Origin of the sequence: Sphingobacterium sp. BIGb0165, assembly GCF_024810095.1 — a bacterium.
Lineage (GTDB): Bacteria > Bacteroidota > Bacteroidia > Sphingobacteriales > Sphingobacteriaceae > Sphingobacterium > Sphingobacterium detergens.
The window spans coordinates 51,267-64,349 of record NZ_JANUEB010000007.1; the positions used below are offsets into that span (position 1 = coordinate 51,267).

A 13,083-nucleotide genomic window follows, 5' to 3' on the forward strand; every position below is an offset into this window, starting at 1 on the left:
GATGAGTACAATACATTTATTTGACGATAGTAACAATGCGAACGACAATCGCTTAGGGGATCTGGAAAAAACCATCATCATTAATAATCTGATGGAGGTTCCTTTTGCAGAGCGGGATGAATTATGGCGTGATACCTTCTTAAATAATATCGCAGAGTGTACATTGAAACTCGCCGAAACCGAAGTAGTCATCGGTCCGGACGGATTCCCCTATTTCCAGCTGGAAAGTGTCCCCAAAGATCAGAATTTTCAGGCCTTTGTGATCAAAAACCGTTTAAAGGATTTTGTACTACCAAAAGGCTTTGGTATTGCCATTAATACACAAAATGAAAATCCAGATTGGATATTTACCTATGGCGATCTGGTCAATTATTTCCTGAATGAGGAGTTTTATACAGACGAGAGTATTTTTTCGCAAAAAAATGATCAAACCACAATCGGTAAAGATGAAGAAATTTTAGTTGGCCAGCCCTCCGAAACGATCCTACCTTATCATGTTCGTACACAGCTTCGTGAGTTTCTGGATTATTATGGTGTCAAGAATGCTAAAATTATGCTTATCGCACGTAATTATAAAGACGAAGAAAAGGCCTCTCAAGATTTGGTATTTAATATCGTTGCCAATCAGTTTAGAACAGAGAAAGAATTTACGAATATCATGGAAGCAATAGGCTGGTTTTTACCAAGACATTACTCCTATATCGGGTTAGATGAGTTTGCGGTTGAAAATGGTTTCATGCCATTATAGAAGAAAAAATTTGATTATATAAATAGAGAATAAATAATGTTTCCATTTAACGTAAGAGTATACGGGATATTGATCAACGAGAAAGAGGAAGTGCTGATCAGTGATGAAAGAACGGAAAATGTTTCATTTACCAAATTCCCCGGTGGAGGGTTAGAGTACGGAGAAGGTCTATTGGAGGCTTTAATCAGAGAATATCAAGAAGAGTGTGCATTTGACATTGAAGTCGTTAAACATATCTATACCACTGATTTTTACGAAAAATCAAGCTTCAACGATAGTCAGATCATATCAATTTATTATCAGGTCAAAAATACTTCGACCATTCAGATCAGAACGACTACTAAAGCATTTGATTTTGATCTGGATCAGAAAGTTGAAGATAATAAACGTCAATCCTTCCGATGGGTCCCTTTGCATACACTTTCCATAGAAGATCTAACATTTAAAACCGATCAGATCGCCTGGTTAGAATTTTTGAAAACAATCAAATGATAATAAATTTTTAATTTTCGTCGATTTTATTTGTATTTAAAAAATAAACATATATCTTTACGTAAACCAATGGAAATACTTTGTTTTTTTAAAGTATTGACCTTAATAACTACATTTTATTATTTTTTTGATATCTCGCTAATACGAGATGAGTGCAGGGGAAGTGATATCAAACAGACATTGGTTTATTGAATTTGTAAATTCCTAGTCCTATAGGTTTTTTAATAGTTAGTGTGATTTTATGGCGATACTCCCCGTATCGCCTTATTTTTTATCATTTTATTGACTATTTCCATACTCAGATCTTGTCTGTTTTGTAGTGTTATTGTCAAGCAATAGTACTATTTGAATGCGACGAAAGAAGCAAAACATAAATTCTTGTGTAGTACATCTATATCTTTAAATCCCACCTTTGCCAATAGCTCAAGCTGATAGACCAAGGACCGCGGTGTATCTTCATGTTCCACATAGGCAAAAACATGGTCACGATATGCTTCGTTTTGCAATTTAGTCAAGTAAGCACCATATTTTTCACGATAGATCAGCTGTTGAAGAGGGGCACTATTTTGTTCGATTAAATCGAAGATCCATACACTTCCCCCGCTTTTGAGAAGCTTAAAAAGTTTGCGAAATGCAGTTTCCCAATCTTGATCGTCTCTCAAATGGTGCAAAACTGCTGTCGCAATAATAACATCAAATTTCTCCTCGGACAGATCTGCTTGTCGAAAATCGCCTTTAATCAAATGAACTACTCCAGTTGTAAGTAAGTCAACACGTTCTTTGGCTCGCTCCAACATGGGCAAGCTCAGATCGACTAAAGTAACATCCGGATTGGACCTGACTTTCTGAAGCAGCTTCACATCATAATTACCTGCACCGCAGCCGATATCCAACACCTGCTCAAGATTCGGGTAGAGCGATGAAATTGCGTCTGTTATAAGTTCCATATTCCATACCGCATCCAATGTAGTCGCCTGACCTGTTTCTAAATTAGAGAACCGTTCGACATCTTTGTCAAATCGCGTTTCAATTTCTTGTAATGTTGCCTTACTCATAGCTAAATAAATATTTGTGAGCACAAATGCCCAGTTTGTCATTCCATGGACATATCGAATATCCACGTTCTTTCCATAAGCGCTTTTTGCATTCTGTGCATTGATATCGCCTATAAATTTTAATTATTTAAAGGTAGGGTTAACTCAAATTCATTAAAAATATTTATTTTGTCATCGATTCATACCAAAAAAGTATCAATGGAAATCCGACATCTTATTTATTTCAAAACAGTAGCCGAGGAACTCCACTTCGGAAGGGCTGCTGAGCGGTTATTTATGTCCCAACCACCGTTAAGTCGACAAATTAAAGATCTGGAAGATGAGCTGGGTGTTATACTCTTTTTCAGAACGAACAAAAGGGTAGAACTGACCGAAGCCGGTAAATACTTTTTGGAAGAGGTTGTTGAGATACTTCAAAATTTAGAACATAGCAAAACGATCACAAAACAGATCCATAACAATATTTCTGGTGAATTTAAGTTGGGCTATATCAGTTCCACACCAAAGCAGATGTTGGCAACGGTATTGAAACAGATTCAACAAAAATTCCCCTATCTACGGGTCAGCTTGTTTGAGACATCAACACAAAAACAGAAAGCAGCCTTGGAAAATGGAAAACTGGATCTCGGCATTATGCGCGCACCTATTTACGCGAGCGAACTGCTCGTCACTCCCCTATTCGAAGACCCGATGGTTATTGCTGGATCCACGGAAGTAGACTTTAAGAACATCAATTTTTTCAATGAAAATTTCATCTCTTTCAATCAAAAATATGCTTCTGAATATCATCGCCTAACAATCAATACCTGTAATCGCATGGGGTTTGAACCCAAAATTGTGCACCAAAGCAATTCTATGTCTTCTATACTCGAACTTGTTTCTCAGGGATTAGGTTTGGCTGTGGTCCCGGCATCCACGATAAAACAGTATCCACATCTAAAATTGAAAATCCTGAAACTTGATGACGTAGATAGTAAAACAGAGGTAATTTTGGTTTCGAATATAAAAAGTAAGAATAGTGCTCTTGCTGAATTTATTCAATGTATTCAAAAAGAATATCTTAAATTCAATAAAGGTTAGTAACCAACCCCGATTATTTTATTCCCGTACACACTATGAAAAAGATCATTATTACCCTCTTTCACTTAGCGCTGTTACTCCCCGTATTATTGTTCGGACAGGAGACTTCAGAAATTAACCAACGATTGCAAACTATTATGCAACGATATCAAGCAATAGGACTTAGTGTAGTGCTTGTAAAAAACAACCAGATTTATTTTCATAAGAATTATGGTAACAAAAGTATCGAGGACAAGACTTTGCTCAATGACAATGATATCTTTCGGATCGCTTCCATATCAAAGTCGTTTACCGCGACCTCTTTTATGCAGCTTTTGAAACAGGGGCGATGTTCTTTAGATGATGATTTCGGAGATCTTATCGGTTTTCCGATTAGAAATCCAAATTATCCCGAGGAAAAAATCACCCTTCGAATGATACTTTCTCACACCTCGAGCATTAATGATCAAAACGGTTATTTTAATCTGGATGTGATCAATCCAACCAAAAATCCGAATTGGAAAAGTTCTTATAATAATTATACACCAGGCAGTCAATATCAGTATTGTAATCTAAATTTTAATATGGCCGGCGCCGTATTGGAAAAATTGACACAGATGCGTTTTGATAATTATATCTCCAAAAACATTCTTAAGCCATTGCATCTTTATGGTGGATATTGCGTTGACTCGCTAGATCATTCGAGATTAGTCCCTTTGTATTCATTCGATAACAAAGCTAATATTATCGAAGAACCGAATGCATATGCACCAAGGCGTGACGAACTTGCAGCTTATCAATTGGGTTATACGACTCCTGTACTCTCCCCAACTGGTGGCATGAAGATCTCGACACTCGATCTTGCAAAATATATGCTTATGCATATGAACTATGGGATGGCTAGCGGGAAGAAAATAATGGATAAAAAATATGCAAAGATCATGCAAACAGCTGTTAATAGCGATGCAGGGTATGGCCTCGCTATTATGAACGAAAATATGGTAATTCCAGGTGTTACATTAACGGGACATACAGGCTCTGCTTATGGCTTATACAGTGCAATGTTTTTCAATCCTGTAAAAAAATATGGATTTGTAGTGATCACCAATGGCTGCAACATACCTGATAGCGAAAATTTTAATCCGCTGCTCAAAGACTGCATCCGCGCCTTATATGACACGTATATAAAATAGGCTGAAATTCAGTAAAAAAGTTTCACAATTTTTATTTTCAACTGCGAAAAAAGGGCTTGATAAGCAGAAGAGTTGGAGCACTTTCAGAATCATCCCACTATCTTTCAGCCATAAAAATACCCCCAAATAGTTGAACACTATTTGGGGGTATAGCTGTATTTCTTGCTTTTTACTTATTTCTTATTTCCTACCCAGTTTACAATCGCTGGATCCAGTGGATTGGTAGCTGATCGAAAGCGATGTACTAATTTACCATTTTCGTCGATCAGAAATTTTTCAAAGTTCCATTTAATCTCTCCTGTAAAATCGGGATTTTCCTGTGTGATCAGATATTTAAATAAAGGTGAAATCTGATCCCCTTTGACTTCCACTTTTTCAGCCATTAAAAAGTCTACACCATAGTTTTGTTCACAGAATTCCTGAATCTCTGTATTAGAGCCAGGCTCTTGTTGCCCAAAGTTATTCGCCGGAAAACCGATAATAACCAATTTGTCGCCAAATGTTTTGTGTAGTTCTTCCAGGTCCTTATACTGTTTCGTAAAACCGCATTTAGAAGCTGTATTGACAATCAATATCTTCTTCCCTTTGAAATCGGACATTTTCACCTCCTGCCCTTCCAGCGTCTTAAAAGTGAAATTATAAATTTCGGGATTGCCAAATAACATTGACATGTACACCATAATAGTTGCTACGATCATATTTATTTAATTTAAAGACTCAACAATGAGTTACTCTCTCTTTCCAGCACCGCATTGAACAATTCGTTAATAGGTGACTTTAGTATTGTTCCGACCTTGATCTGATGTGCTTCACACACTTCACGCAATAACAGATCAAAACTATAAGCAATTGAGCCAACAAAGTGGCACTCATACTGTGTATAATCCGCATAAGTCAAAATAGAGGCCTGAACAAACTCTTCAAAACCACCTTTTACCAGATCAATAATAAATGGATGGGTAATATTATCAGACATAAATGGCGCAAAGGAGGCTAAAAAAGCATTCGGCCGTTCTTTTTGGTACACATTTTTAATAACAACCTCTTTATTTATACGATATTTAACGGCGAATTTCTCATTCAAATCTTTCGGCATACGCCCATATAAAAATAAGCGTAGGAGCTTTTTACCGAAGTAAGCGCCAGAACCTTCGTCTCCCAACACATAACCATTACCATTGTGGGAGGCCATGAGCTCCTCACCATCAAAAAAGCTCAGATCCGATCCAGTACCAAGTGTAGCTACATAACCTTTTTTATTGCCACAGGTTGCTAAAGCACTACCAAAAAGGTCGTTCTCAACTGCGATATAAGCATTTTCAAATAAAGGGGTCAATGCATTTGAAACCATTTCACGACGGTCAGGGGTAATACAGCCCGCCCCAAAAAAATAAAGCTCTGTAACCTCGTCAGCATAGGGTATTATTTCAGGTATTTCTTTAATAACCCGTGTGATTTCTTTTTCATTAACGAAAAAAGGATTGAGTCCATTTGTACTGAACGAAATAGGAGCACTATCAGGCAATTCCAATTTCCAATCTGACTTTGACGAGCCACTATCAACAACTAAGATCATACAAATTCTTGATTATTTTCCCCTTATAAACTAGTGTATCAAATATACAAAAATTACCTCCAAACTGAAACGACGATTCTTAAAGAAAATACGTATCTTGGAATTCTTATGTGACATCTTTACAATCCAATGAGACTTTTTGAATCAATCAAAGTGCGACGGATTTAATAAGCTATTGAAGAACCAACAAAACATTTTTTTGTTTGATTTAAGCATAAGATACTTTTAATTTTGTAAGCGCATACTAAAATTATTTTTCATGGATAGTGACCATTTAAATGTACCTACAATAAACTTTGAGGTATCATTTCCAGAAGTACAAGCTCATTACATTGACGTAAAGATGAGCATCAAAAAACTCAATCAACCCTATGTTGATCTAAAAATGCCAGTCTGGTCACCAGGTTCCTACTTAATTCGTGAATACGCAAAAAATGTAGAGCGATTTAAACCTGTCGATGCCAATGGAAATCCCATTCCTTTCAGCAAAATATCAAAAAATACCTGGCGTGTTACAACAGATGCACTGGATCAGATAGATGTACACTATTCGGTATATGGCTTTGAGGTCTCTGTCCGTACAAATTTTTTCGACAGCGACCACGCATTTATCGTCCCAACAGCAACATTTCTACATATTGAAGGCTATCTTAACGTCTCTTCGACTATCGTTATTGTACCCAAAGAAACCTGGAAAAGTATATCGACAGGACTTGAACGGTTGACGCAACATACTTTCCATGCACCCAGCTTCGACGTTTTATATGATAGTCCGATTGAAGTAGGTAACCAGGATATTTGGAAGTTTCATGCTGCAGGAGTAGAACATGAGTGCGCAATGGTGGGTGGTGGCTCCTATGACAAAGAACGTCTTACCACAGACATTACAAGAATTGTGGAAGAAGAAACCCGTATTTGGGGATCAAACCCCAACAAACGTTATGTCATTATCACACACAACTATCAATCTGGTGGTGGCGGTCTTGAGCACCTCAACTCTACCGTACTGGGGGCTTCGAGAAATGCATATCGCAATGAACACAGCTACAAAACATATCTGAGCCTCGTAGCCCATGAATATTTCCACTTATGGAATGTAAAGCGCTTTCGTCCCAAGGCATTGGGCCCATTTGACTATGATGGGGAGAACTATACCACAGGACTATGGATCATGGAAGGGGTGACCTCCTATTATGACAATTTAATCATCAAACGCTGTGGATTCTATGATGAAAAGGAATACCTTTCATTATTGGCAAATGATTTTAATATTATATTGAACCGTCCAGGACATGAGATACAGTCTGCGGCTGCATCAAGCTTTGATACTTGGATCAAATATTATAGACCAGATGAAAATGCCATTAATTCGGCTATTTCTTATTATAACAAAGGGGCTATGCTTACCGCCCTGCTTGATATCAAAGTAATAGCAGCCACAGATGGAAAAATAAAATTAGACGACATCCTCCGTGCTGCTTATGAAGAATTTTTCTTAAAACTTGACCGTGGCTTTGAAGAAAAAGAGTTTCAGAGCCTAGCGGAGCGTATTACTGGCACCTCTCTGGATGATATATTCCAGGCAGCACATCAGGATGGCGAACTCGATTACAACGCTTATTTTAATTTGGTAGGATACGAAATCGTGGATACCAACGAAGATAATGACACATTAACCTTGGGCATCACGACCAACAAAACAGATGGTGTAATCAGTGTTGCGACTGTTGAAAAAGGAACGGGTGCCTACGATGCCGGTTTAAATGTCAGAGATGAATTAATTGCAATCAATAATATCAGACTTGATTTAAAAGATAAGGAAATTGATTTTATCATCCAACATGCTACTGATGGTGAAATATTGAATTTCCTTATTGCAAGAGACGGCTTAATTCGAGAAATACCCGTTCAGATCAGAAGAAATAACAAGAAGATTCATGAAATCCGTCCGCTTAAAGACCAAACCTTCCTGCAGGAACTGTTGGGAAAAATCTGGATGGCTTAATGTGAACGTTAGTCAACTGTACCATTTAACAGAAAGAGCAGAAATATATTTCTGCTCTTTCTGTTAATTTTAAAACTTATATCTTACCGAGAATCCAATAGGATCAAATATCTTGAGGCTGGATTCATTCAGAAAATCAAAGTAAGGTTTTACATCCAATGAAATCTGAAATGGGGCTTGGGGAATATTATACTCTATCCCGACAATACCATCTATACTTAAATTAAGATGTGAATCAAACGATTGACGTTGACCATTTATGATTTTGTCTTTTTCTTTGTACGATCCGATACTTCCACCAAAACCATAGTACCAATTTAAACCTGTCGCTAAAGGTTTGTAAATTTCATACAATCCAACTACACGAAATCGGCGGAAATCAGAATTGCTTTGAATACTCATAATACCTTCTAACGCATGGTTTGAATTAAGTGTATGACGATAAGTAATCCCTTGAGCAGAACCAAACCGCCCACCAATAGCGCCTTTATTATCCAGCTGAGCTACAGCTTTATTGGATAACGCACCAAACATCAGCATTCCACCGACAGCCAAAAATATTTTTCTCATAAAAATTGAACGCTTTATACTCTACTTTATATCTTTCAAAAGTAACAATTACAGCTATAACGACACAATGTTTAATTTGTTATGACATTAATCCCAATATCTCCAACTTTATTTCTGATATTTTTTTTATATTTAAGTCAATAGTGATAACCAAATAAACTCAAGTGATATGGGCAGAATTTTTGACTTTATAACCTTATATAAAGAAAAATACGCAAAGGACATTATGGTGGCGGGCAGAGATTCCAGTGGCAACTGGAAAACTTACTCCACCAAAGAATATACGGATGCAATTGATTCCTTGAGTAGGGCTCTATTGAAATTGGAGCTTAAGAAAGGAGATCGTGTCGGAATAATGTCCGGTAATAGACCGGAATGGAACTTGGTTGATTTTGCCTGCAATCAAATCGGGCTTGCAACAGTCCCTCTCTACCCGACATTATCTACACAAGATCTTTCATTTATTGTGAACGATTCCGATGTTAAAGTGTTATTTGTAAGCAATAATGACTTGACTGCCCGTATTGAGCAGGCGATCAAGGAACATGGCATACAACCGCAGGTATATACCTTTGACCAGATTGAAAACCATACTCCTCTAACTGAGTTAATTGCAGGTGCAAAAGAAGACACGACGGATCTGTCCTCCCATCGCGATAGCGTTACCGAAGATGATCTATTGACCTTGATTTATACCTCGGGCACCACAGGGCGTCCCAAAGGTGTTTACCTATCCCATAAAAATGTCTATAGCAATGTCACCGCATGCAATTATCTGATACGGGAGGATTTCAAAACTGCACTTAGTTTTCTTCCGTTATGCCATATTTTCGAACGCATGGTTGTGTATATGTACTATTCAAAAGGGATTCAAATTTACTTCTCTGAAACCCTGGATAATGTCGTTGCTGATATTAACGATGTAAAACCAGATGTCTTTACAACGGTACCACGTGTACTGGAAAAAGTCTATGACAAGATCATTGAAAAGGGTAAAGCACTGACCGGTATTAAAAAGAAACTATTCTTCTGGGCAGTAGACTTAGGGTTAAAATTCCAGGAGCCAGGCAAAAATGGCATGCTCTATTCGATTAAACTGGGCATTGCCCGTAAGCTGATCTTTTCTAAATGGCAGGAAGCATTGGGAGGTAATATTAAGATTATTGTATCAGGCGGTGCCGCCCTTCAAGAGCGCTTAGCGCGTATATTTTGGGCTGCTGACCTCAAGGTGCTTGAAGGATATGGATTGACGGAAACTTCTCCCGTTATTGCTGTAAACTCTTATTTACCAAATGGACTAAAATTCGGAACAGTTGGAAAACCGCTTAAAAACCTTGAAGTAAAAATCGCATCAGATGGTGAGATCCTAGTGAAAGGCCCTAGTATAACTACAGGCTATTATCAAAACGAAGAAGCCACGAAGGAAGCTTTCGATGAAAATGGTTTCTTCAAAACCGGAGATATTGGCGAAATTACGACAGATGGTTTCTTAAAGATCACTGATCGAAAGAAGGAGATGTTTAAAACAGCTGGCGGAAAATACATTGCACCGCAGTCTATTGAAAACAAATTAATGGAATCAACCTTGATCGGCCAGGTAATGGTAATCGGCGAGAATCGCAAATTTCCGAGTGCATTAATCGTACCTGCTTTTGATGTTCTTTCAAAATGGGCTGCTCAAAAAGGGATATCCAGTAGTTCAAATGAAGAACTTATCAAAAATTCCGACGTTGTTCAAAAATACCAAGAGGAAATAAACCGATTATCAGGTAACTTTGGCCATTGGGAGATTGTCAAGAAATTTATTCTTTTACCAAAAGAATGGTCAATAAATGAAGGTCAATTGACCCCAAAATTAAGTTTGAAACGAAAAGTTATTTTAAAAGAGAATGAAGCTGCGATCGACAAATTGTATGTAGAACAGAATCAAGAATAACAATTTGCACGATTATTGGAGCGGACAATCTTATTATGAAGCACGTTACACTAAAAGATTTATTTACATTCGGATACTGGAAAAATATTTGGCAGGTCATGATTGATGCCTTCAATGGATTCAATGATGACAAGTGCATGAAAAAAAGTGCATCGCTAGCCTATTATACAATCTTTTCGATCGGTCCGTTGCTAATGATCGTCATTTGGTGTATCGGTTTCTTTTATGGTGAACATCTTCAAAGTGGTTCTTCTGCACAAGATGAAGTACTGGACGAAGTTACGATACTTTTTGGACAGGGTGTGACCACGCAAATTCAATCCTATCTTCAGAAAATTACTTTTGAAAACAAATCCAATATAGGCATTACAGTCGGTATTGTTACTTTGGTCCTTTCCTCCACGACTTTATTTGTCGATATCCAGGATTCAATAAACAATATCTGGAAAGTGAAGCCTAAACCCAAGAAAGGATGGTTAAAATTGATCATCAATAGACTCATCTCCTTTTCCATCGTGATTGCTTTGGGCTTCTTATTAATTGCTTCATTGATGATAAATGGGGTTATTGTCGCGGTCACCAACCTGGTCATGACCTATTTCCCCATTATTCCGATTGCCCTGATATCTTGGGTAAATACCGGTATTACGTTTTCTGTCATTGTGATACTGTTTGGATTTATCTTCTCATTCTTACCGGATGCCAAGGTAAAATTCCGCGATATGCTCGGCGGAGCTATTTTCACTGGTCTTCTTTTTATGCTGGGCCGTTATGGAATCTCGATTTATCTCAACCTCTCCTCCACGGCAAGTTTTTATGGTGCAGCAGGCTCTATCATCATCATGTTATTGTGGATCTATTATTCAGCAGCAATACTTTACTTTGGAGCTGAATTTACCAAGTTTTATGCGATCAAATTTGGAGCGGGTATTGTTCCATCCGCATTTGCCGTTGCTATTGAACAAACAGAAAAAGTCAAGAAAATGGGCTCCGATGCAGAAGCTCATATCGGAGATACGATTCAAGTCTTAAAGTAGTCACACTATTTTTTTTCTTTTTTCCCACTGATAGAGCCATCTATTCCGATCACATCAATAACCCTGTCACCAATTTGTGTGATATCTGATTTCAGTCCGATCATCACTGTAAAAATATTGACCGGTGTATCCTGTATCTTTCTGAAATTGTGCAAGTAGCCTAATTCCAATCCAAGGAAAAAGCCATTGAATTTATAGTCAGCTCCAGCACCTAGTTTACTGGACAGGTTAAAACGATTTATATTCTCCATCTTAACCAGCTTCTGATCAGCCATTACATTCGCACGGGGCTCACTTGTCAAGCCTATTCCCGGCCCAAGAAAACCGTAAACATTCAATCGGCGCATCTGTTTTCGCACACCACCCGAAAATGCGAAAGTATAAAAATTCGTATTTGCATCCTCAATACGATAGGCAAAATTGGGATCAGGCAGACGTTGCTTGTATTTGAATGACAAAGTATACAAGGTTGGGGAGATAAAAAACATCGAATTTTTAAGGGAAATATCCAGACCAATACTACCAGAAAATTTTGGGGAGAGTATATCTTTCGTTTTGCCTATAGGGAATCCCATCCCGGTGGTTCCCCAATAGTAAACTTTCCGATAATGTATTGTATCAACACCACCCTGGGCATAAGTAGCAATGCTAAACAAAGGAAGAAGAACGAAAACAAGAAGAAGTCTATTCATTTAAAAGCGTTTAATATTGAATAAGAACAATATTAAACGCAGAATGTTCAAGGTATTTAGAATATTTTAAAGATAGCTTTTGGACTGTGGACCTTGATTAAATAACAGATCGATAATACTCAAATCTGGATAGAAACCATTTTTATCCAAAAAAACCTGATAGTACTCTTTGGGTGCAACCAATATACTTTCCTTTTTTGGATGTATGATTTCCCGATAATCGATTGTGTCCGCATCACTGACCGTGAATTCCTCTGTAAAGGAAACTGTTCTTTTTAGCTTAATTGATTTTAGTATCAGCTCCAACTGTGCAACGTTGAAGTCTAAGAGATAATCGAACTTTTCTTCATAAAAACGACTAAAATCATCTTCATAATATTCAAAATACGCAGAACTTCGATAAGCGGTCTGAATACTCAACCAATGTAAGCGCTGCCAGTCAAATTCATAGCTTATCCGGATATCTTTCATTGGGACTCGTTCCTTATTACCATGTTGTATTGGAACGATTAAATCCTGTACCCCATTGGCAGAAGCAATGCGCGCCCGCGTACGATAACTCTGTTTTTGAAAATGTTCATATTTTTCGATTACAACAGGGAGATTATTTTCCTGAATGGTATGAAAATAAGATATCGGCGGAAGATAACATGCTGGAAGTATTAACTGCGATTCCATAAAAACTGATGATTTTTGTTATAAGTGACGCAAAAATAACTT

The 13,083-nt window shown here is 37.6% G+C and carries 13 protein-coding genes; 7 read left to right on the forward strand and 6 right to left on the reverse strand.

The features are described from left to right. Position 1 precedes the first annotated feature (1 nt). Positions 2 to 748, forward strand: a complete 747-nt coding sequence (locus M2408_RS16835) for a hypothetical protein (protein WP_259183553.1) — start codon at positions 2 to 4, stop codon at positions 746 to 748. Between the two features lie 36 nt (positions 749 to 784). Continuing rightward, positions 785 to 1,240 carry an NUDIX domain-containing protein gene (locus tag M2408_RS16840; RefSeq protein WP_259183554.1) on the forward strand — a complete coding sequence of 152 codons (456 nt, stop codon included), beginning with the start codon at positions 785 to 787 and terminating at the stop codon, positions 1,238 to 1,240. Positions 1,241 to 1,581: 341 nt separating this feature from the next. On the opposite strand, the gene M2408_RS16845 is transcribed toward M2408_RS16840, so the two are convergent. Continuing rightward, positions 1,582 to 2,295, reverse strand: a complete 714-nt coding sequence (locus M2408_RS16845; RefSeq protein ID WP_259183555.1) for a class I SAM-dependent methyltransferase — start codon at positions 2,293 to 2,295, stop codon at positions 1,582 to 1,584. A 198-nt stretch (positions 2,296 to 2,493) separates the two neighbouring features. On the opposite strand from M2408_RS16845, the gene M2408_RS16850 reads away from it, so the two are divergent. Further along, positions 2,494 to 3,375, forward strand: a complete 882-nt coding sequence (locus M2408_RS16850) for a LysR family transcriptional regulator (RefSeq protein WP_259183557.1) — start codon at positions 2,494 to 2,496, stop codon at positions 3,373 to 3,375. A 35-nt stretch (positions 3,376 to 3,410) separates the two neighbouring features. Beyond that, on the forward strand, positions 3,411 to 4,547 hold the full coding sequence (locus M2408_RS16855) for a serine hydrolase (RefSeq protein WP_259183563.1): 1,137 nt from the start codon (positions 3,411 to 3,413) through the stop codon (positions 4,545 to 4,547). Positions 4,548 to 4,720: 173 nt separating this feature from the next. Here the strand turns inward: M2408_RS16855 and M2408_RS16860 are convergent, their stop codons facing one another. After that, positions 4,721 to 5,245, reverse strand: a complete 525-nt coding sequence (locus M2408_RS16860) for a glutathione peroxidase (protein ID WP_259183565.1) — start codon at positions 5,243 to 5,245, stop codon at positions 4,721 to 4,723. 11 nt (positions 5,246 to 5,256) lie between these two features. Continuing rightward, complete coding sequence (locus M2408_RS16865; RefSeq protein ID WP_259183567.1) at positions 5,257 to 6,123, reverse strand: N-acetylglucosamine kinase; 867 nt, start codon at positions 6,121 to 6,123, stop codon at positions 5,257 to 5,259. 259 nt (positions 6,124 to 6,382) lie between these two features. Between M2408_RS16865 and M2408_RS16870 the strand changes: the two genes are divergently transcribed. Beyond that, positions 6,383 to 8,128, forward strand: coding sequence for a M61 family metallopeptidase (locus tag M2408_RS16870; protein WP_259183569.1), 1,746 nt, complete (start codon positions 6,383 to 6,385; stop codon positions 8,126 to 8,128). A 69-nt stretch (positions 8,129 to 8,197) separates the two neighbouring features. Here M2408_RS16870 and M2408_RS16875 read toward each other — a convergent pair whose 3' ends face one another. Then, positions 8,198 to 8,698 (reverse strand): hypothetical protein, encoded by a 501-nt coding sequence (locus M2408_RS16875; protein ID WP_120261971.1) that lies wholly within the window; start codon positions 8,696 to 8,698, stop codon positions 8,198 to 8,200. 169 nt (positions 8,699 to 8,867) lie between these two features. On the opposite strand from M2408_RS16875, the gene M2408_RS16880 reads away from it, so the two are divergent. Together M2408_RS16880 and M2408_RS16885 are read left to right on the forward strand one after the other, a co-directional pair. Further along, positions 8,868 to 10,634: a long-chain fatty acid--CoA ligase gene (locus M2408_RS16880; RefSeq protein ID WP_259183575.1), complete on the forward strand. Its 1,767-nt coding sequence runs from the start codon at positions 8,868 to 8,870 to the stop codon at positions 10,632 to 10,634. Positions 10,635 to 10,669: 35 nt separating this feature from the next. Next, positions 10,670 to 11,671, forward strand: a complete 1,002-nt coding sequence (locus M2408_RS16885) for a YihY/virulence factor BrkB family protein (RefSeq protein WP_259183578.1) — start codon at positions 10,670 to 10,672, stop codon at positions 11,669 to 11,671. Between the two features lie 5 nt (positions 11,672 to 11,676). On the opposite strand, the gene M2408_RS16890 is transcribed toward M2408_RS16885, so the two are convergent. Further along, the gene (locus M2408_RS16890) at positions 11,677 to 12,363 is read right to left on the reverse strand and encodes a hypothetical protein (protein ID WP_259183579.1); all 687 of its coding nucleotides are present in this window, start codon (positions 12,361 to 12,363) and stop codon (positions 11,677 to 11,679) included. A gap of 66 nt (positions 12,364 to 12,429) precedes the next feature. Continuing rightward, positions 12,430 to 13,041, reverse strand: a complete 612-nt coding sequence (locus M2408_RS16895; protein WP_259183581.1) for a WbqC family protein — start codon at positions 13,039 to 13,041, stop codon at positions 12,430 to 12,432. Positions 13,042 to 13,083: the final 42 nt, after the last annotated feature.

Excerpts from the sequence above, each read along its gene's own strand:
- M2408_RS16835 (WP_259183553.1), top strand. The coding sequence starts at position 2 with ATGAGTACAATACATTTATTTGACGATAGTAACAATGCGAACGACAAT.
- M2408_RS16840 (WP_259183554.1), top strand. The coding sequence starts at position 785 with ATGTTTCCATTTAACGTAAGAGTATACGGGATATTGATCAACGAGAAA.
- M2408_RS16845 (WP_259183555.1), bottom strand. The coding sequence starts at position 2,295 with ATGAGTAAGGCAACATTACAAGAAATTGAAACGCGATTTGACAAAGAT.
- M2408_RS16850 (WP_259183557.1), top strand. The coding sequence starts at position 2,494 with ATGGAAATCCGACATCTTATTTATTTCAAAACAGTAGCCGAGGAACTC.
- M2408_RS16855 (WP_259183563.1), top strand. The coding sequence starts at position 3,411 with ATGAAAAAGATCATTATTACCCTCTTTCACTTAGCGCTGTTACTCCCC.
- M2408_RS16860 (WP_259183565.1), bottom strand. The coding sequence starts at position 5,245 with ATGATCGTAGCAACTATTATGGTGTACATGTCAATGTTATTTGGCAAT.
- M2408_RS16865 (WP_259183567.1), bottom strand. The coding sequence starts at position 6,123 with ATGATCTTAGTTGTTGATAGTGGCTCGTCAAAGTCAGATTGGAAATTG.
- M2408_RS16870 (WP_259183569.1), top strand. The coding sequence starts at position 6,383 with ATGGATAGTGACCATTTAAATGTACCTACAATAAACTTTGAGGTATCA.
- M2408_RS16875 (WP_120261971.1), bottom strand. The coding sequence starts at position 8,698 with ATGAGAAAAATATTTTTGGCTGTCGGTGGAATGCTGATGTTTGGTGCG.
- M2408_RS16880 (WP_259183575.1), top strand. The coding sequence starts at position 8,868 with ATGGGCAGAATTTTTGACTTTATAACCTTATATAAAGAAAAATACGCA.
- M2408_RS16885 (WP_259183578.1), top strand. The coding sequence starts at position 10,670 with ATGAAGCACGTTACACTAAAAGATTTATTTACATTCGGATACTGGAAA.
- M2408_RS16890 (WP_259183579.1), bottom strand. The coding sequence starts at position 12,363 with ATGAATAGACTTCTTCTTGTTTTCGTTCTTCTTCCTTTGTTTAGCATT.
- M2408_RS16895 (WP_259183581.1), bottom strand. The coding sequence starts at position 13,041 with ATGGAATCGCAGTTAATACTTCCAGCATGTTATCTTCCGCCGATATCT.